Annotated in this window: 13 protein-coding genes; 1 reads left to right on the plus strand and 12 read right to left on the minus strand. The window is 51.7% G+C overall.

Annotation, left to right across the window (positions count from 1 at the left end; translation table 11 throughout):
- Positions 1-3 precede the first annotated feature (3 nt).
- From WFK81_RS23170 to WFK81_RS23195, 6 genes are all read right to left on the minus strand, one after another.
- On the minus strand, positions 4-1,236 hold the full coding sequence (locus WFK81_RS23170) for a Ger(x)C family spore germination protein (RefSeq protein WP_336788856.1): 1,233 nt from the start codon (positions 1,234-1,236) through the stop codon (positions 4-6).
- Entirely contained in the window at positions 1,233-2,342 is a 1,110-nt protein-coding gene (locus WFK81_RS23175; protein WP_336788857.1) for a GerAB/ArcD/ProY family transporter, read from the minus strand. The genes WFK81_RS23170 and WFK81_RS23175 overlap by 4 nt, the downstream gene beginning before the upstream one ends.
- A gap of 4 nt (positions 2,343-2,346) precedes the next feature.
- Positions 2,347-3,936, minus strand: coding sequence for a spore germination protein (locus WFK81_RS23180; protein ID WP_336788859.1), 1,590 nt, complete (start codon positions 3,934-3,936; stop codon positions 2,347-2,349).
- Positions 3,926-5,059, minus strand: a complete 1,134-nt coding sequence (locus tag WFK81_RS23185) for a GerAB/ArcD/ProY family transporter (RefSeq protein ID WP_336788861.1) — start codon at positions 5,057-5,059, stop codon at positions 3,926-3,928. The genes WFK81_RS23180 and WFK81_RS23185 overlap by 11 nt, the downstream gene beginning before the upstream one ends.
- Before the next feature lie 138 nt (positions 5,060-5,197).
- Positions 5,198-6,313 (minus strand): AI-2E family transporter, encoded by a 1,116-nt coding sequence (locus WFK81_RS23190; protein ID WP_336788863.1) that lies wholly within the window; start codon positions 6,311-6,313, stop codon positions 5,198-5,200.
- An 85-nt stretch (positions 6,314-6,398) separates the two neighbouring features.
- Positions 6,399-6,944 (minus strand): histidine phosphatase family protein, encoded by a 546-nt coding sequence (locus tag WFK81_RS23195; protein ID WP_336788864.1) that lies wholly within the window; start codon positions 6,942-6,944, stop codon positions 6,399-6,401.
- 248 nt (positions 6,945-7,192) lie between these two features.
- On the opposite strand from WFK81_RS23195, the gene WFK81_RS23200 reads away from it, so the two are divergent.
- Complete coding sequence (locus tag WFK81_RS23200; RefSeq protein ID WP_336788865.1) at positions 7,193-8,197, plus strand: aminoglycoside phosphotransferase family protein; 1,005 nt, start codon at positions 7,193-7,195, stop codon at positions 8,195-8,197.
- 126 nt (positions 8,198-8,323) lie between these two features.
- On the opposite strand, the gene WFK81_RS23205 is transcribed toward WFK81_RS23200, so the two are convergent.
- The 6 genes from WFK81_RS23205 to WFK81_RS23230 all read right to left on the minus strand — a co-directional run bounded on the left by WFK81_RS23205 (position 8,324) and on the right by WFK81_RS23230 (position 20,851).
- A complete protein-coding gene (locus tag WFK81_RS23205; protein ID WP_336788867.1) occupies positions 8,324-12,688 on the minus strand; it encodes an S-layer homology domain-containing protein in 4,365 nt (1,454 codons plus the stop codon).
- 130 nt (positions 12,689-12,818) lie between these two features.
- On the minus strand, positions 12,819-13,913 hold the full coding sequence (locus tag WFK81_RS23210; RefSeq protein WP_336788868.1) for a response regulator: 1,095 nt from the start codon (positions 13,911-13,913) through the stop codon (positions 12,819-12,821).
- Positions 13,907-17,029 (minus strand): hybrid sensor histidine kinase/response regulator, encoded by a 3,123-nt coding sequence (locus WFK81_RS23215; protein ID WP_336788869.1) that lies wholly within the window; start codon positions 17,027-17,029, stop codon positions 13,907-13,909. The genes WFK81_RS23210 and WFK81_RS23215 overlap by 7 nt, the downstream gene beginning before the upstream one ends.
- A gap of 253 nt (positions 17,030-17,282) precedes the next feature.
- Positions 17,283-18,920 (minus strand): DUF3502 domain-containing protein, encoded by a 1,638-nt coding sequence (locus tag WFK81_RS23220; RefSeq protein WP_336788870.1) that lies wholly within the window; start codon positions 18,918-18,920, stop codon positions 17,283-17,285.
- A gap of 72 nt (positions 18,921-18,992) precedes the next feature.
- On the minus strand, positions 18,993-19,889 hold the full coding sequence (locus tag WFK81_RS23225) for a carbohydrate ABC transporter permease (protein WP_336788872.1): 897 nt from the start codon (positions 19,887-19,889) through the stop codon (positions 18,993-18,995).
- A gap of 59 nt (positions 19,890-19,948) precedes the next feature.
- Positions 19,949-20,851 carry an ABC transporter permease gene (locus WFK81_RS23230; protein ID WP_336788874.1) on the minus strand — a complete coding sequence of 301 codons (903 nt, stop codon included), beginning with the start codon at positions 20,849-20,851 and terminating at the stop codon, positions 19,949-19,951.
- Between the last annotated feature and the right edge of the window lie 168 nt (positions 20,852-21,019).

Consider the following 21,019-nt stretch of genomic DNA (forward strand, 5'->3'; position numbering starts at 1 on the left):
AACCTACTTCTCCTTCTTTTCCATTAAATAATCAAAAGACTTGTTGCTTAGTCCCATCCGTGCCATCCGGAATTTGACCTTTGTCTCTAGCGGGGACTGCTTAAACACCTCATCCCAATTCTTGCTCCACGCCTTCCATTGCTTCGGATATTTCCGGTGGGTCTTCTCCGCAGCCCCGAAAATATCGGTATTTAACTGCTGCCCCCTCTTCCATGACTCTTGCAGCAGGGAGCTTACCTGCAGTTGTCCTCCTTCTTCAAGCGACTGGATGATCCCCGGTTTATATAAATCCTGCGCGCAATTGGATTCCTGCAATGTGCCGGTCACGTCGACTTCCGCCGTAAACGCGAGCTGATTGTTCTTCAGCTTCGGGATAAGCTTGGTGGAAGATTTGAAAATCTGAATGGTGTCATAGCCTTTCTTCCCTTTATCGTCTTTGCAAGGAACAACCACAAAAGACTGTTTCACGCTATCCCGCAAATAGGATGCGCCAAGCGATTCCTTCCGGCTCATCCAGCCGATCATTTTATCATCCTTCAGGACCGCAAGGCGTCCCAGCTTAAGCTTGGAAGGAATGGAGGTGTTGCCAAACGACCTCAGGGAGGAAGTGTCCTTCATTCCGGATACAAAAATCTCGGGGACGACGGCGCTTTTCGCATCTCCGGTCACTTCCATAGCCAGCTGATAAACCGGAATATTAGGCAGAATGGAGGTGTGCTGCATCTCGGATAAAATAATCTCCTTCATTCCTGCCCCCGAAATTGCCTGCAGCTGCATGAACTGCTCCAAAATCCGGCGCGCCGTACCCGGCGTCGCAAGCACGCTTACCGTCTCCCTGGAGCCCGAATTTCGGAAATAAACGTCAATCAGCTCGTTCAAGCCATGCTGCATAGCTTTTTCCCCAACTACAACGACGCGGTTATGCGCGAAAAACAGCTTGCGCGGACTTTCCGAATAGCTGTTCATCATCGCATCCCGGATGGTCTTGCCTTTTGTCGAGTATACAATGATGGGCGATTTCTGCCCGCCGCCTCCCGATCCTCCCATAACCGAAGAGATTGCGGCAGGGATAACGACCTGATAGGATACAATCCAGCTGTTTCCGTCCCAATCAATGCCGGTTGCCGACGTAATCGCTACTTCGTTCAGCTCGATCCGGTTCCAGCAGCCGGTTGTCAGCAGCGTGAACAGGAGCAGCAACAGGGTACAGCAGATAAGCTTAAATCGTCGTTTCATGGCTTCCGGACGCCTCCTTGCCGCTTTCGTCTCCCGCGCGTCACGAGAAGTCCCACGGCAATAAGAATCGGCAATGCAATATTCGTGATCAGCAGCACCGGCATATTGACCAAGGTTGTCATAAGGGTGCTTTCCATATTTTTCGGCCACTCGCCTGCCGTCGTGACGATCGCGAGAGCGCTTAAACCGATAACCGCATGGCGCTCGCTGCGCAAGCGAAGAGAGTGAAAAAGACAATGAACGGCTGCAAACAGGAAGACGGCTAATTTGACATACATCGTCAGGACCCAGACCGAAACGGTAAATATTTCGATCCGCTCCAGAAATTCGCCAACCTCGACAATCGACATGACATTAACAAAGGCGTAGGACATAAACGGTACAAGCTGCTGCCCAAAGATCGTAAGGCTCAGCAGGATAATCAGCACAAGCTGCGAGGATCCAAGCAAAGTTCCCAAGAGGCCTGCTCTCACGCCGTGTGCCGGGTTTTTCATATATGGATTGATAAGAAGCAGGACGGCCACCTCCGACAAAAGACCGATAGGAGGAAAAGAAGCAATCGCCAATCTGGCCGCGCTCGTATCGAACAGCGGAATGAGCCTTTTGAAATCGATGTCCGCGTAAAGGACAAAGACGGATATCGGAACTATAAGCACGATCATGAGGAGCACCAAAAAAGCCGAACGCGCAATCGCTTCAATTCCCTGCATGACGGTAAAGGCCGTTACGACCACAATAATAGCCGCCAGCATGAACAGCGGAGTGGAATCAAGAACGATATCGGCTATAAAATCGGCAAACGTCCGGACAATGACGCAAAAGGAGTTGAAATAATAGATCCCAACGAATAATCCGATAGCGATGCCAACCGGTCTTCCGAAGCTGCTTTCCATCCATTCCACAAAAAGCTGCCCTTTGTTCGCCTTGCATAACAGCGCGATGCCCAAAGCCATAATCATGCCGGCTATGGTCGCTATAACGCCTGATATCCATGCGTCATGATGGGCAATCGTGACCATTACGCTTGGTATTGCCAATACGATGGTAGGCGTAATTGCGCTTTGAATTAAGGCAACCGTCTGCAGGGTCGATATAGCCGGCTTCATCATGCTAGGCTCCTTCCTGATCCGGGCTGGGCTTCTGCCCCGCGCCTTCTCTTATTGAATTGCTGCCATTTGCGATATTTTTCGGACGCTTACGCATCGCCCACCAAGGCACTCGAACCAGAACATCCTTCATATTGGCAGGTACAAAAGGCGAGAATGGCATCATATACGGTTTGCCGAAGGAACGTAAACCGCATAAATGGGCAAGCAGAACCATTAACCCGGACATTATGCCAAACAGCCCGAACGTACCGGCAAGAATCATTAACACAAAGCGGATAAGCCGGGCTGCAATTCCCATATTCACCGCCGGAATAACGAAGCTCGCAATAGCCGTAAAGGATACGACAATAACCATGGCAGCCGATATAATCCCTGCCTGAACGGCCGCCTGGCCAAGTACGAGCGCTCCGACGATCGAAATCGCCGGTCCGATTATCCGCGGCATCCGCACACCCGCTTCGCGCAAGATCTCGAAGGTAATCTCCATCAGGAAAGCCTCGAGCAACGCCGGGAACGGAATTCCCTCCCGCTGGGCTGCCAAGCTGATGAGCAGCGAGGTCGGCAGCATTTCCTGATGGAAGGTCGTGATCGCGATATAGAGCGACGGCAGCAGCATGGATATAAAAAAGGAGGCCATCCGGATGATCCGCAGAAAAGTCGCGATATCGTAACGCTGGTAGTAATCCTCGCTCGATTGAAAAAACTTCGCAAAGGTTGCAGGCCCGATCAGGACAAAAGGCGTTCCGGAAACCATAATCAAAACCTGGCCTTCCAGCAAAGCAGCGCTTGCGGCATCCGGACGCTCGGTATTTTGCAGCAGCGGAAAAGGCGTAAACGCCCGGTCCTGAATAAACTCTTCGACATAGCCGCTTTCCAGCACGCCGTCGATATCGATCTTGTCTAACCGGCGGTGAACCTCCTTAACGATTTCCTCCTCCGCGATTCCCTCCATATAGACAACCGCAACATTCGTCCTCGTCTGACGCCCGATCATTTTGTAGTCAAACCGAATGTCAGGCGACTTGATAATTCTTCGGATAAGAGAGGTGTTGGTCCTCAGATTCTCCGTAAAGCCCTCCTTCGGCCCCCGAATAACGGTCTGGCTGCTCGGCTCCTCAACCGCCCGGGTTTTGCCTCCGGTTGTATCCATCACAATCGCCCGCAGGCAGCCGTTCACCACAAGGATTGTACTTCCCTCAAGTATGCTGTAGCCTGCTTGCTCAATCGTGCTGACTTCGCTAAGCTTGCCAATTGCAATGGACCGCTCGGTCAAATGATGATAAAGGCCTGACTCCTTGCCCCCCTCCTCATCCGCATACGGATTATTGGCATCGTCCAGAAGACTTAGCAGCAGCGTGTTAATCGACGTCCCTTCCACAATCCCGTCAATATAGAGAATCGCATACCGCGTATTGTCAAAAGAACGATGCTGAAACGTACGGCACACGATATCCTCGCCCCCGCCAAGGAACCGGTGCAGGCGCTCAATATTGATATCCATATCCGGAAGCAGCACTTGCTCGGGCTGCCTGTCTTGGCCAGACGAAGAGGTCTGCTTGCTTGACTTTGATGAAGTCTTATCAATTAGCATGGTTGCTGTCCTCGCTAGATGGCTGTTTTTGTAGCTTGCTGCGCGAGCGAACTCCGGACCGGAGAAGCATAACGATCAGCAGCAGGACCGGAATGTACATTTGGAAAATCGGAAAATGATACTTTACATTTTGCTCGAAGCCTACGTTAACCTGATGCATGTAGCTCTTAAACCAGAACGAACCTAAAAAGATGCCAATCCCAACCGGAATGGCGGCAATCCGAAGCGAAATACGAAGCAAATAGGCCAAGGCAAGCGATGCGCCAAGATAATAAGCCGTCAGCTTTACGTACACCGCCGTGAAAAACAACAGCGCTACAAGCGGATCAAACCGCTCGAACACATCCCCGATTGTAACAAAGGTCGTTGCTTGAAGAAGCGGTACCGTGCTCCATGGGGCTAATGAGCCTAGACTCGCGATAATAAACACATTCATGACGGTAATAAACACTCCGGCGAACAAGTAGCTCTTCAGCGTTACCCGGATCACCTGACCAAAGCTGCTTCTGTCAATATAGCGATAGAACATGAGGAACAATACCATTTCGCCAAAGGGAAAGGAGATAAGCTCCGGAATAGCGGCATTCCAAACAGGCTTGAAGCCTTTTTCCAGAATCGGCAGCAGTCTGGCAAGATCAATGATCCCCGTAAAAATCAGCAAGAGATAGATTAAGACATAAATCAGAATCAAGATCGGCAGCAGCACCTCGGCCATCCGAAAGAACACTCCGGGGCCGCCCATGACGGCATATCCTCCAATGATGCAAATAATGAGCATGATGACGGACAACGGCGTATCCGACAGCATAAACATAATGGACAGGTCTGCAAACTCTCGGACATTGCGGGTGCATTTATAGCAGAAATAGACAACGTAGATGAGTCCAAATACAAAGCCAATCACATTGCCGAAATACAGCTTGAATATTTCAATCAGGTTTCGGTCAGGCTCAAGCCTTTGAATCTGCAGCGTTACAAGGCTGATAACCGCAAAGCCGGCCAGCACACCCACGGCCACCGACAACCATGCATCCCGCTCCGCCGTGCCGCCAAGCACAAATAAAGAGGAGCTGCCGATTAAAAACAGGATGACCATCGTAGCCATTTGTCTCAACGTCACCATGACTAATCCCCTCCCGTCAGCGATGTGCCCAAATTTGCATTTCTTATCGTGCCCGGCGGAATGGAAAATAATTCAGAATGAGGAAGGCGGGACCATAGAGGGGAATAAAAAAAGCTGTCCTAGCGGACAGCTAAATGACTATTTCCGCTCGATTACCTCCGACAAAGGATCCTTCGGCGGGATGCGGTTATGCTTGCGGAAAGCATAGATGCGGATTGCGATAATTTTGATGATCGCGTAGACGGGAACGACGATAATCATCCCAAACGCGCCGATAATGGAGCTTGCGCCAATGACGAGAAGCATGACGGTGAACGGATGGACATTCATTTGCTTGCCGATGATCCGCGGTCCGATCAGATTCGATTCGATCTGGTTCGAGACGATAAGCACGACGCCAACGAGAAGCACCGTCATCGGGGAGACGGTAAGCGCGACTACGGCCGTCGGGATAAAGGCGATTAACGGTCCGATATAAGGAATGAAATTCGTAATGGCGGCAATTAAACCAAGCAACAACGGATAAGGCATATGGATCAGCAGGTAACCGACAAAAGTCAGCAAGCCGATAAGCAGCGACGTAAGCACCTTGCTCAGGATAAACGAACCGATCGACGCATCGATTTCCTTGAGCGCCCCGCTTGCTTCCTTGTGAAAACGCTCCGGCAGCATCCGCAGAATATGGCCAGGCAGCTTGTCTCCCTCGCTGAGCAAGTAGTAAATCATAAACGGAACAAGCCCAAGCAGGAAGAAGAAGTTCATAATCACATTAAAAATGCCGCGTACGCTGCCGATGACGGAATTAAGCAATTCATCCAGCGATCCGGTCAGCTTGTTCGTCAGATTTTCCGTAGAAAGAGCATCCTTCTGCCCGATTTCCTTCACCCACTCATGCTGCTGCAAGGACTCGAGCCATGACTGGACGGAAGCGACGATCTGCGGAAAGTTGTTCACCAAATTGATGGACTGGTCCCGGATTGGAGGCCAGATCATCCAGAAGAACAAGTAACAGATGCCAATTGCGCCTATGTAAACAAGCAGAATCGCTAGCGCCTTCGGAAGCTTCATAGACAGCAGCCTTACAAACGGCCGGAACAAATAATAGAACATGCCCGAAATCAAAAGCGGCACGAATAACGCCGCCAGCACCTTGCCGATCGGGTTAAACACGAAATCGACTTTGGACGCCAGATAGGCGATCAATAAGACAACGATAATGCCATAACCTATGCGAAACCACTTGCCTTGCGGCATACGGACAAAACTCCTTTTAACTATATTTTTGGCCTATTACTAGAATTAACGCAAAGCGGGCGATAATAAACATCGCAAGGAACAATTAATCCTCCCAAATTCTCCGAATGCTAGGTTTATCTTCCGACGAGAAGGTCAGCTGAAAAACATCGGGATTAGACATGGCTTCCCACTCTTTAAATCCGATCCGGTTGTCAAAATGCTTAAGCAGAAGAGAAATCAGATTTCCGTGCGAGACGACAACCATGTTGTTCCTGCCGCTGTTCAAGGCTTCCGAAACGACACTTGCAGCGCGGCTCATTGCCGCATTGCTGGACTCCCCTCCCTCGTAGTGCAAGTCCGGATCCTCGTAGGTTAGCCGCAGCATCTCCCGCCAATCCGCATGATTGGAGCCGGACAGAATTCGTTCCGTTAACCGATCATCCATAACGATGTCTACCGCTAGTCGATCGGCCAACGGGGCAATGCTGCGATAAGCTCTTTCGAACGGACTTGATAGGATGACATCAACCGCCCTGCCGGAAAAGAAATCCGCAAGCGCCTCGGCCTGCCGAACGCCCGCCTCCGTTAATGGCGCATCCGGCTCCTGACCGGCAGCTTTGCAATGACGAACAAGATACACTTGTTTCATGACGTTGGCTCCTTACATTATTTTCTTTAGATAAATCATACCATATCTTGGCATTAAGCTAATATCCTATAGCAACTCTTGCGGTACGCAGCTTCACGCGCGCGCCGTCTCTTAAGGCAAGTTTTTGGCCCTCCTGACGATCGACCATGCGTAACTTCTCCTCAGTGAATAACCTATCTAAGCTAACCTCATTCAATAACCATTCATAACGTTGGTTTCCCTTACCTTAAATGAATCGAGGTCACCTGATGGCAAATCCCTATACAAAAGCCCGAATTCATAAAATTGTCCGCCGCTTCGGGTTGTCCCCGCTCGGTTCGAACCCGGTCGCTTCATTTTACCGAAAAAACGCCGTCCTCCAGGTTAAAACGCGAAGTGGGACATATGCGATAAAACCCTTTTTTCGGAATAAGTTCCTCCGCACAAGTACAATTCATCAGATCAAAACAACCACGCGCTATGTTCAACTTTTGATGAATGGCGGCTTCGGCTACATGCCTGCATGGCTCGAGAGCAAATCCGAAAGGTTATGGACGTTAGATCAAGGAAGGCCCTTTTATGTGACCGCGTGGATAAAGGGCAGGAAATTAGAGAAACAAGAAGATTTCATAGAGCTTGGTCGGGCTCTTGTCACGCTGCATACGATATCCAATGGTTTTCTGCAAACGACGAGAGGGGCATCCGCACGAACACAAATCCGATACTGGGAAATCCAAGACCGTCTCTTTCGCAGACGAATGGCGAAAGCAGTCCGCAAGAATGAACGGAACCGCAGATGGTACTTGAATTATGGAGAACAATGCAACAAATTCTCCAATCTAGCCTGGACCGAATTGAGAAGTCCTGAGATTATAGATCTCTTAGATCGGGAACCGATACGTCCCGTATTGATACACAATGATATTACCTCGCCTAATGTCATTATTTCTGATGATGGCCCGCTTTTCCTTATCGATTGGGACCACGTAAAGGTTGGCTCCATCTATGTCGAGTTAGCAAAAGCCCTTATCAACACATGTCAATTTAATCCCGATTTTATGCATTCTTTGTTAAACGGGTATGAAGAACTGTATCCTTTGAACCGGACTGAACGCAAATTGATTTCTTTGATATACCGTTTACCCCGGGAAGCTTGGCAAGCCACTCTGTTCCCTAATCGCCCTATAAGCCGTGAAACGCTGAGCATTATGGAACGAACATGGGCTGACCGATTGAAAGCAATGGATTTATTGGATGATTGGTCAAATCAGTAAGGGCGAAAATCCCGTCCTCAAAGTGCACACCCACAACGGCGGATCCATGACGATGTAGGCGGCGATCCAATAATCAAACAAGAGCCTTCGAACTCTATCGGTTCGAAGGCTCTTGCTACTGGAAGATTAGATCAAATCGGACTTTTGAAGCAGGTTCCGAACCATCATCGCAACTTCGGCTCGCGAAACGTAGGCATTCGGCGCCAGCTTGGCTTCGCCTCTGCCGGATACGATGCCGGCTTGCACGCAGTCGGCAATACCGGTCTTCGCCCAGCCGGAGGCCTCAGCCGCGTCTGCGAACGAACGAAGCGCCGCGTCTGTCGATTGCGCCGGAAGCTTGTCTTTCAAGCCGGTAACCTTCATCGCCTTGGCGAGGATCGTCATGACTTGTTCCCTCGTAATCCGCTCGTCCGGGCGGAATGCGCCATCTGCGAAGCCATTTATCAATCCATACTTGACCGCGGTGTTCACAGCGCCGAAGTACCAATCCGATGCCTTCACATCCGGGAAAGCACCCTCTCCGCTCTCCAGCTTCAGCCCAAGGCCGCGAATAACAATCGCAACGAACTCGGCACGCGTGATCGTACGGTCGGGACTGAACAGGCCATTGCCCGTCCCCTCGATGACCATCCGCGATCCCATATCGTTGACCGCGTCCTTCGCCCAATGCTTCGTCATGTCGGCAAATTCGAGCGGGTGCCAGACGACGGAGTACGTGCTGTTGGTTAAGCTGTTGATTTTCGCGTAATGCTTGCCGTTGATGACAACGACCTTCGTCGGTACATGGCGTACCGTTCCGTCCGGATCGACGACCACGCCCGTCGTTATTTTACTCGGGTCGACTCCGTCCGGAATCGCGATCGTACGCTCTACGTATGCGTTGAATTGGGTGACCTGAACGGTCTGATCCCCATAAGTCCCGCGTACCGTAAATTCAACCGGCGGAGCGACAAGAGTGAATGTGCCTTTCTCTGCCGCATTCTCCACTAATTTGACCTTATCCGCAGCCGGAACGGCAATTTCAACCTGGATCTTGATGTCTTCCAAAGCCACAGATTTCCCCAATTTTCCGGACATCGCGTCGATGTTGATTTGCTGCGCCGGAAGCGTGTAGGCGGCTTTGTCCGTTTGAAGAACAAGCGTAGCCGAAGCGTTCTCCATGTTTTTGACAATCTGTCCGTTCAGCTCGCCGATGACTAAATCCGCTGCCGTTTTGACCGGTATGGTCACAACCGCATGGCTTCCTTCCGCATCCAACTTCGCTTGGAGCTTGGCAGGATCGACGGCAACCGTTAACGTCTTCACGCCGCCGGTTTCGGACATCTTCGCCTTGCCCATATTTTCGACCTTGCCATTTACGAGAACGTCCACGTTATCCGCAGCGCTAGGTACGGATGTTGAAGGTCCCGGATTTGGCGTATCATCTGTCACAATCGCTATTGTCTTGCCGAAGTGAACGACTGTGCCCGTCGCCGTGTCGATCTCTGCAACTCCGATTTTATCGCCGTTCATTGCCGGAATCAGGCCGTCGGCTGGCAGATCGGTATAACCGGTTAGTACTTCGTCTACGTTTGGCACAATCACGTCACTGCTGCCAAAGTTACGATAAACCAGCTTTTGACCTTCCGATACGTCCGGCGTCACCGTCAGCTTTGTCTTACCGTTGTTCGCCGAGCCGCTCGGATCGCTCGCCGTTACTGTCAGGCCCGTTGCCGCAACCGGTCCCGCAGGCTCGTCCGTCACGACAGCCGTCGCTTGACCGAAGCGTACCACCTTGCCCGTCACCGTTTCAATCTCCGCAACCCCGATCTTATCGCCGCTCGATGCCGCAATCAGGCCATCGGCTGGCAGATTGGTGTAATCTGTTTCAGTCAGCACAACGCCTACATTCGGTACGTTCACGTCGTTAACGCCGAAATTCCGGTACACCAGCTTGTTGCCTTCGGATGCGTCCGGCGTCACCGTCAGCTTCGTCTTGCCGTCATTCGCCGTGCCGCTTGGATCGACCGACGTTACCGTCAGCCCCGTTGCCTCAACCGGACCGGGCTGATCGTCTATCGCCAAGGCCATCGCTTGGCCGAAGTGAATCACCTTGCCCGTCTCGGTTTCGATCTCCACGACTCCGATCTTATCGCCGGTTGTCGCCGGAATTAGACCGTCGGCAGGCAGATCGGCGTAGCCCGTCGCTGTTAGCACATCACCTATGTTTGGCATGGCGGCGTCGCCAGATCCAAAGTTCCGGTACATCAGCTTGTGGCCCGCCGATGCGTCCGGCGTTACCGTCAGCTTCGTCTTGCCGTTATTCGCCGCGCCGCTCGGGTCGCTCGACGCAACGTTCAGACCGCTTACCGTGATCTCGTATGCCGCTTCGCTTGCTTTCACATTGAAATCGGTTCCGTAGAAGTCGCCCGTATAACCGGAATATACGGCTTTAAGGGTATGAGCGCCTTCCGACAAATCGTTCGTATTCAAGATGAACATAGCGGTTGGCATAGGTCCTATGGGTGAAGTTAACGCCATACTGTCACCCTGCTGCACGCCGTCAACGTAGAATGTCACCGTTCCCCCATAAGAGACGGGATTAAAAATCCCTACCGAGTGGGACGGAGCGCCCGTTACGGACGCGGTATAGAAAGAGGGGATCTGTTGACCGATAACGACATTTTTCGAACCGCCGAGGAATGTCGTCGACGGCGTTCCTTGCGTGCCTTTCGTCAGCCGGATGCTTTTATTTCCCGCCTTGTCTACCGCCTCCACCTCGTAATAGGCGGGAGACGAAGGAGCAGCCATAATGATCGTCGTAGCGTGATTATTGTAATAACCTACGCCATTGACATACAGATTATAATAGTCAATTCCGCTTCCGGAACCGTCAGTGGCGGCGTTAAAAGATATCGCCACGGAGCTGCTGTCGTACCACTCGCTTTCGGTGATGACGTCGCCCTCCGGCCAAGTCGGCGACGTGTTGTCTACCGTCATGCTAGGATAGAAGACGCTCGTACGATTGCCGTACTGGTCCTTGAAGTAATAGCCGCCTAAGTTATAATTGCCATCGATCAGACCCGTCGTATCGGCCGAGACCCGCACCGACGTCTCCGCTCCGCCCTCGATTACAGCTACCATCGCGTCGTCGGAAGCTTGATAGACGCCAATTCGATGACCGTACCATAACCAGTCTGAGAACATGCCGATTGTCAGATCGTGCGCGTGTTCGTACTGATCGGATACGTAACTCGGCTGGACATAGAAATTAAAATCCATACCCGCGTAGAGGCGCGGGTATTGGCCGTCCTCCGCATACCATACATGGTCGAAATCCCAGTTGTTCTCGGCTTGCGTATCGGACGTGAAGGTTGCCGCGTCCTGCAACTCCGCCGTGCTGCGACCGCTTCCGAATAGATGGGGAACGGGTTGATCTTCGCCATCCTTGCCTGTCGTCTCCTCGTCCCAGTAGGATGCCATAACGATCGTCTCTTCATTGGCACCGATCAAGCCGCCCGCGTCTACCCCCGTTGCGTCCAGCCCGCCTGCCGCGTAACTATGCGTGATCGAATCATAGCCCGAATTGCCGATCAAGCCGCCGACATCATTGCCGCCGGCTACTCGGCCCGTGGCATAGGAGGCATAGAGTTGATTGAACATCGCCGCGCCGATCAGACCGCCAACCTCATCCTTGCGATCTGCGGCCGCCCCGACATCCCCGACTGCATAGCTCCGGAATATTCTCGAATCGGCCGCGTACCCAAGCAGCCCTCCCATTCTGGATCCCTTGGCAACCGTCGCTTCGGCATGGGAGTTATAGACAAACCCGTTCTTCCAATAACCTACTAATCCTCCGACTGCATTTACGCCGGTGACGGTACCCGGTCCGACTCGGTCGTACGCGAACAGCAAGCGCGAATTGTCTTCTCCCGTGACCTTGCCTGCCAACCCGCCTACGTTCTTATTGCCGGTCACCGTTCCCTTAACGATTACGAACATGAAGCCCGCTTTATCCGAGCCCGTTTGGCGGACTGACCCGGCCAGGATGCCGACGTTATCGTGGCCGACAATGCCTCCCGAGCCAAGCTCGACCGTCAAGTTATAAATGCGGGCGTTTTCCGTGGCGGAGAACAACCCGACATTATCCGTAGTCGGCATATCAATCTCCAGGCCGCTGATCGTTTTGCCGTTGCCATCAAAGTTTCCCGTGAAGCTATTGCCATTGCCGATAGGGCCCCAAAGGCCATCCAGCACGATGTTATTCTTCAACTTGTAGTTGCCGCTTAACGTATAAGGGCCTTTCCCGATTGCAGCCAATTCGTCGGCGTTCCCTACCAACCACGGATTTGATTCGGTTCCATCGCCCGTCAATCCCGGCAAGCCCGCATAAGCCACATTGCCCGCCACCGGCGAGAAAAGCGACAAAACCAGCAGTAAGCCGGTCAGCATGACCAGCAGCTTCCTGCCGGAGAAATTCATGACGCTCTTTGCGCCATCCTGATTCTTCATCTAAACCCCACCTTTATCATGTATAATCACCGAGTCTTTCCGTACCATCATACAGAATGGCAATAAACGTAGAATAAACAAGAAAAGCCGCGGAATCTGTCGATTCCGCGGCCTTCGCCTTTGTTTGGAGCTAATGCGTCATTTTCCTGACATATTCTTTCATGCGCGGGTCGGGCTTCATGCCCAGTTCCTGCTGCAGCAGCTTCTCCAGCAACCGGTATTGGCGGAGCGCCTCATTCTTATTTCCCAATTCGATGTGTAAACGTATCACCTCGTGATGGATGTCTTCCCTCAAGGGATCAAGCCGCAGGATAACGCCGAAATCATGCAAAGAATCAAGCGGCCGGCTGTTCGCCAAGCGGCGTCTACCGGCCGCCTCTAACAGATCGATGTATTGTTGCTCGAGCCGGCGTCTGATCGGGATGGCCCATTCGAACGCCTTGCCATTCAGCAGCTCCCCTGCATACAACGCCTCCGCTTGCTTGAGCAGCTTGTCGGCCCGTTCCGGAACCGCTCGGATTTCCTTCAGCAGCCTTTCGAATTCATACAAGTCGCAATAGACACCGTTATCTTCCACGCGGATTTCCGTTCTCCCCGTGTGAATGACGTTCCCGAACTTATCCGCATCGATCGCTTGACGGATGTAATAGATCATCGAATTTAAATTTTTTAACGCCTTCTCCGTCTCCAGGCCGCCCCATAACGTTTCGACGATTTCTTCCCGGCTCACCGTTCGTTTGCATACGAGAAAAGCAAACAGCTCTTCGGTTTTCGGGCTTCGCAGCTTGATCGGCATTTCCTGCCGGCCCTGGCCGTATATTTTCAATCCGTTCAGCAGCTGAATGTATAAGGAAGGAGTGCGATGGCGCGTCTTGCCGATCTTGTCCAATGTCTGGTTCAATCGCGCTGCCGTGACCGGCTTCATCAGATAATCCAAGGCGTTTATATCGAACGCTTGAACGGCGTAGTCTCCATAACCGGTCGCAAACACCAACCGGACCGAATCGTCAATCTCCCGAAGTTTGGCGGACAAAGCCATTCCGTCGATCTTCGGCATGGCAATATCCAGGAAGGCGATATCGATCGGGTTCGTTTTCGCGAACTCATAGGCCTCCGTCGGGTTCAGGAAAGTGTGGCATACGCCGAACTGACCGCTCTCGAGCAGAAGCCTCTTCAGCCGTTTCACCGACAAATCCTCATCATCCACTATCAATGCCGTTAACATGGATTATCCCCCAGCCTTTCCACCGGATACGCCGGAATGACGAAAGATACCGTCGTCCCGATCCCTTCTTCGCTTTCCACGCAAATAACCGTATCGTACAGAAGCTTAAGCCTTCTGCCGATATTCCACATTCCGACTCCTTTTTTGTCCGAATTCGAATCCGAGATCATGCGCAGCACCTCTTCTTTTCTACGCTCGCTCATCCCGCATCCATTATCCGCCACGATAAACCGAACCCCGCCTGTCGCTTCCTTTTTCACGGATATGGACACTTTTCCCCGGTCGTAAGTAGACAGCAAACCGTGCCGGATCGCGTTCTCCACGAGCGGCTGCAGGATCAGCGGAGGAATCCGGGTGTTCAGCTCCGCCTCCACTTCATACTCGACCTCCAGCCGATTCCCGAAGCGCGCCCGTTCGATATGCACATATGCTTCCACGAGCTCCATCTCGCTGTGCAGCGATGTCAACGAGCTCAATTGCTTGAAATCGAAGCTGCTTCTTAAATAGTGAGAAAGAGTCAGCGTCAATTCCTCGGCCTTCCGGGGCTCGATGATGCACAATTCGGCAATCGCGTTCAAGGCATTATAGAGAAAATGAGGATTGATCTGCGAACGCAGAAAAGCGATCTCCGCGTTCGCGGCGTTTCGTACAGAAGCCTTCAATCGGGTCAAGCTTCGGACACGAGCCGTCAATTCCTCCGCTTCAAACGGCTTCCCGACAAAGTCGTTGGCCCCGATTTCCAAAGCGGACCGTACATCGTACTCTCTGTTTCGCGCCGTCAGCATCAATACCGGCAGTTCGAAAGCGGAGAACCGTTCTCTGATTTTCTGCAGCACTTCGTAGCCGGAAAGGTCGGGCATCATGATGTCCAGAATCGCCAAGGAGAAATCCGCTTTCAGGGAAAGCTGATCGAGCGCCATTTGTCCGCGGTTGACCGCTACGATGGAATAGCCTTCGAGCCGAAGCAGGTTGATCATCGCCTGCAGATTGGAAGAATCGTCGTCCGCCACCAGAATCGGCTCGTTGATCTCCCCTTGGATATAGACAGGATATTCCAAATTCGGGAAGGCGGCATCCGAATAAGATGCCCACTCTTCTTCCAAGTGACCGGCGGCGACTTCCGAATTCACTTCCGATCGCGGAAGGGTGAACGTAAATACCGCGCCTTGTCCTGGAGTGGATTCCACCCCGATTTCTCCCCCGTGAAGCTCAACCAGCTTCTTGGTTATGCTTAAACCGAGACCTGTTCCTTCATAGCTTCGCGTTTCGGAAGGATCCGCTTGTTCGAAGGCGTCAAAGATGCGCTGCCACATGGACGGGTCGATCCCAATCCCAGTATCGCTTACCCGGATTTCTGTCGCCTCGCCGACAATCCTGGCGCTTACGGCCACCTTGCCTCGGTCGGTGAACTTGATGGCATTGCCCATCAGGTTATGCAGGATTTGAATGAGTCGGTTGCCGTCCGCTTGCACGGCGGGAAAGTCCGCCGGTATGCCGTTAACCAGCGCAATAGGCTTGCCGCCGAGCAGAAACGAATGGATCCGGATAACCGAATCGACGACCGCCTTCAATTCAATATGGCTCTTCTGCAACACGATATCGCCATGCTTCATTTTAGTATAATCGAGCAATTCGTTGACCAGTTGGGCGAGCCTTCTGCCGCTCCCCAGAATAATCGCCAAATTTTGCGCCTGTTTATCCGTGACCGGCCCCTCGATCCCTTTGATCAGCGCATCGGTTATGCCGACGATGGCGTTCAGCGGCGTCTTTAGTTCGTGAGAAGTATTCGAGAGGAAATCGTCTTTGATCTTGTCTGCCTGTAGCAGCCGATTTTTCATTTCATCTACCGTATGATAGGCTTCGAAAAACCGGAGGACGATCAGGAAGATGACGACGACGTTAAATACGACGATATAAAACTGAGAAAGCCAGAGATTTTCTTTCAAGGTCAAGGCAAATAAAATAATGTCCAGGGAGTACAGATTGATGGCGAGAATCGCCATAAACAGCAGCAAAGCTTTGAGCCGGCTGTGATGCCCGCTCCTAATAAAGAGGACAGCGGCTTTCCAAAGCATCCAAATCAGCATGGCTTCATACATGACAATGACGTATACCTGAATGTTTGTGTACAAACGAATCGGAGCAATACCGACAAAGACGAGGAACACGCCCAGCACAATCCATATCGCATGCAGTACCTTTATCGAAATCATGTTTTCCTGCATCTTATAAAAAAAAGCGGCGAGCACGATCAAGGTGGCAATAGACACGATATCCTTCGCTCTGTACATCGTTTCGAAGGTAACGTCAGGCAGAAACAATAAGAGGGACCGTTCGTCGATCAAACCGTGATAAACGGCGTATAACGCGCAGATGAGCGCAAATACAAGCAGCGAATAATCTTTGTTGCTGTACACAGCCGCCGCGGCGAAACAAATCAAATAAATCAACGCCAACACGCCGAGGATCGCAAGCGTGCTGAATTCGCGTATCGAGTTCTTCATCTCATGCTTAACCATCGCAGCCTGCTCGCCAAAATAGAGGGAGGCCGGAATGCCCGCATTGAGGTAATCGTAATTGGCCACTTGGACGATGATTTCCGCATCCCCCCTGTCAAGCGAAACAAGCCCGAACTGCGGCGTGTTGCCCGCCCGATATCCCGCTGCTTCCCCTGATGGCGTCCCGTCTTCGAGAAGCTTCCGTCCGTTCACGAAGATGACGCTCGAAAAACGGATATTGTTTTTTTTGAGCGCGAAAACACCTCCGAAAGGCACGTTTTTCAACACCATCCGGTAGGTAGCGAACCCGAATACAGGCAAGGATTGGCCGTCGACGATTTTGCCGTTCCATCGCGAAGGCACCTTCATATAGGAGGCGTTTAAGGCTCCGTTTTCGCGGAAATCGGCAGGGGTCAGCAGCCGGTTCCAGTAAAATTCCCATTCGCCGTCCAGTCTGATTCTCGTATCCCGCTTGTAATTCCAAGAAGAGAGATCCAAGACCCCCTTCCGGACTCGCAGATCGCCGGTTTGATCACGATGATTCATCATGATCGACAACGGAATCAGAGAGAACGCAACTAAGCCGAGCAGGCAAACGATTAGAGATCTTTTTAGCAAGCCACAATTCCTCTCATGGTGTAGAAATCCCGTTCCGAAAAGAACGGGGTCTGGCTGGTCAAGGCATTAACGAATATGATGCAATATTCGACAAATTGTGCCAGATTCCTCCCGAATGACGTCGCGTATTTCAAAGGCGTGTATTGTGTGCAGCGTAGGCGAGCGCCGGAAATTTAATCCAACGTACGAACGCCCGTATCCCCATCAGCAAGACAAAAAAGGCGGTCCCTTAGGGAACCGCCCTCGCCTCTCGTCAGCCCTTGGCTGCAAGGAACGCAGAAGCCTGCGTCTCCAGCTCGGTCTTCACTTTGTCGACGCCCGCTGCTTTCATCTTGGAATTCAGCGAATCGAATTGCTTGTCGACATCCTTCACGGCACCGATCGCAAGCGGCATAAAGTATTGCGTCGAGACGTTTTTCAGATTCGCAATCTCGGTCTTCACATTATCCGTGTTAAACGTGAAGCCCAGATAAGGGACCGGCTGCAGGAAGTCCTTGATCTTGTTGTTCAGCTCAATGTAGGAATCCGTCCAGCTTGCGCTTGGCTTGAAGTAATCCTTGTCGACGAACCAGAAGCCCGCCGCATCCGGCGGATACGTATTGTCTGCAGCGGTTACGCCGTCCGGCAAGGCCAGCTTATCGTCCGCCGTAAGCACGTAGTTCTTGCCTTCGATGCCATAGTAAGCATTATAGACGTAGGTTTGGTCTTCCATGATAAGATCAAGAGCTTCCATCGCGCGTTCAGGATGTTTGGAGTTAGCCGCAATGGCAATGCCGTTGTTCAGCCAGCTGTTGGACGGTGCATGGCCAGTCGGCGACAGCACAGGCATAATGTAGGTGTCGATGTTCTTGTCTTTGCAGGACGACAGAGTGGCTTGAATATCGATCGAGTTGCCAAACGCTACGCCGGATTTCCCGTCGCAGAAGTTATCCTTCGAGCGAATCTTGTTGGAATAAGGATTCTTGTTGACATATCCCGCATCATACCATTGCTTCATAATGCCAGCCGCATATTTGAACGCGCCTTGAACCGGCTCGTCGGTGATGCTCAGGATTTTACCGGTTGCGTCCTCCTGGTCCGTATAGTTGCCGACACCGGACGGGTCGCCGGAGTCAAGCGGAGCGCCGGCGTAAGCGAACTTCTCTTGAACCAAAGCGCCAAACGGAGCAGGCAGATCATATTGAGAGTCCAGGTTGAGCGGAATCATGTTCGGGTAGTCCTTTTTAATCTCAGCAAAATAAGGCCCGAGCTCTGAAATTTTCGTCGGATTAGTCAGCCCGGCTTTCTCCATTACATCCTTGCGGAGTACGATAACGCCAACCTTGCGGTCCGGAGTTGTAGTCGGAATCATATATTGCTTGCCGTTTACCTGCGCGGCTTTATAAGCAGCCGGATCCTGCTTGGCATAATACTTCGGCATATACTTCTGGAACATATCCTGCGTCAGTTCCTTGAAGGAGCCTTTATTGGCTTCCGGCACATAGAAGTTCCAGTCGGCCGTGAAGACGAAATCGACATCTTCTCCGGAAGCCAGAATGAGAGGATATTTCGCGGCGATATCTCCCCAGCCGATATAGTTGATCTCAAGCGTTGCGTTAAGGTCCTTTTTCAGCTTTTCGTTCAGCGCTGCCATAACATCCGGCATGCCCTTTGGCGCTTCGCCCAGCAAATAGCCGACCAACTTCACTTCTTCCGAGTGATCATTCCCCGTATCGGCGGCTGCCGTTTCCTTGCTGCCCTCTGACGGCGAAGCCGAAGGCTCTTCAGAAGCCTTGGAGGAAGCCGGCGTATTGCTGCTATTATTGTTGCTGCTGCTGCAGGCGGCTAGCAGGAGCGCCATCATGGCGATCAGGGCCAGCATCGTAAACAGGCTTTTTGTTTTTCCTTTCAAGTAAATCCCTCCCCTTATAATGGCCAAGCGAATCAAGCATCTATATAAATTCCAAGTCCAGCGGAATCTATATCATCCCTTGACGGCGCCAATCGTAACGCCGCTGACGAAATACTTCTGCGCAAACGGGAAGACAAGCAGAATGGGTCCCGTTGCAATTACGGTCATCGCGAGCTTAAAGGTCTCCTTCGGTGCATCCAAGCTGGTCACATGCTGTGCCATAGCGGAGGACAGATTGATGGAGGACAGCATTTTGTAAAGCAAATATTGCAGCGGAATGAGCGAGTCCTTCGTCGTAAACATCATCGCCGTCCACCAGTCATTCCAATAAGCCAGCGCGGTAAACACTCCGATCGAAGCAAGCGCAGGCTTGCTGAGCGGCAGAACCATCTGCAGGAAAATTCTCATCTCGCCCGCTCCGTCAATTCTGGCGGATTCGATCAGCGGTTCGGGAACGGAGCTTTTAATAAAGCTGCGAAGAATAAGAATGTACATGACATTGAACATCGGGCCTAGAATCAGTACCGCGTAAGTATTCGTCAGATGCAGGTTGCGGCTGAGCCAAATATAGTAAGGAGCGAGTCCGCCGTTAAACAGCGTGGTGAAGAAGAGGAAGAACGCCAGCTTATTGCGGTGCTTCAGCTCTTTTCTCCCCAGCACATAGGCAGCCATCGTTGAGATGAACAGCGACAATACCGTGCCGACTACCGTCACGATAATCGATACCTTGTAGGCCGAAAGCACGTCGTTAGGATAGCGGAAAATATACTTAAACGCTTCAAGGGATACCTCGCGCGGCCAGAACCAGTACCCGTCCGCAAGTACGGAGCTCTCCGAGGAGAATGCGCCTGCCAGAAGAACGATAAAGGGCAGCAGACATATTAGAGCGATAATGGATACGACCGTATAAGAGATCGTTGTAAAAATCGGAGCGGAATTCAGCTTCCGGCTGGAAGTTGGACTGCTCATCGCAACACCTTCTTTCTCGCGTAACTCGCGTAAATTGAATAGGAGGCTTCCGGCTAGGACTAGAACAGCGCTTGCTCTTTGTCATACCGGCGCACCAGCCAGTTGGCGGTCAGAATAATGATGAGGGTCAGCACCGACTGATACAGCCCGACCGAGGAGGCCATGCCGAAATCGGCCGATCCCATTAAGGACCTGAACGCCAGCGTATCGATAATATCCGTCGCGTCCATCAGCAGACCGTTGTTGCCGATCAGCTGATAGAACATATCGAACTCGCCTCTCATAATCCGCCCAAGTCCCAGCAACAGCAAAATAATCATCGTTGGCTTGAGCAGAGGCAAGGTAATTCTCGCAATTCGCTGAAACCGGGTTGCCCCGTCAATGGTGGCTGCCTCGTAGATCTCCTGATCGATGCCTACAATAGCGGCCAGATACAGGATGCTGCCGTAGCCTACCCATTTCCACACATACAAGAAGGGAAGAAGGAAGTACCAATAGCTGGTGTTCGAATAAATATCAAGCGCCTGCACGTCAATGTAATGAAGAAGCTTGTTTACGATGCCGTACTCGTAATTGAGGAAGTTATAGACAAAGGCAGACACCGTTACCCAGGAAATAAAATACGGGAGGAACATCAGCGTTTGACTCAGCTTCTTGAACGATTTGCGCCGGATCTCGGACAGGAACACGGCAGCAATAATGGAGAACAAGGTGTAGCATCCGAGGAACATAACGTTGTACACCATCGTATTGCGGGTAACAAGCCATGCTTTGCCCGAAGCGAAGAAATAATGAAAATTGTCAAAGCCCACCCATTCGCTCAGAAACATGCCGCCTTGCCTGGAGTAAGATTCGAATGCCATCACGATACCACCCATCGGGATGTAAGCGAATACAACAAAATAAACGGCAACCGGTAAAAACATCAGATACAACAGCCAATTCTTTCGAATATCTTTCATGCGAGCAACCTCCGTAACATTCTCTCCGCCATCTCTATCTGTTTCTATGTTATCGAATGCGGCTTTTGCCTCACACGGGGTAAACCTACGATCATCTTTGAAAACCTATGAAAGGGGAAACGGCTTGGCGGAGCGCGTCGCAGGAAAAAAAGCCCGCCCGGCGTTTTA

Origin of the sequence: Paenibacillus sp. MMO-177 (assembly GCF_037147795.1) — a bacterium.
In the GTDB taxonomy this organism is placed as follows: Bacteria; Bacillota; Bacilli; order Paenibacillales; family Paenibacillaceae; genus Pristimantibacillus.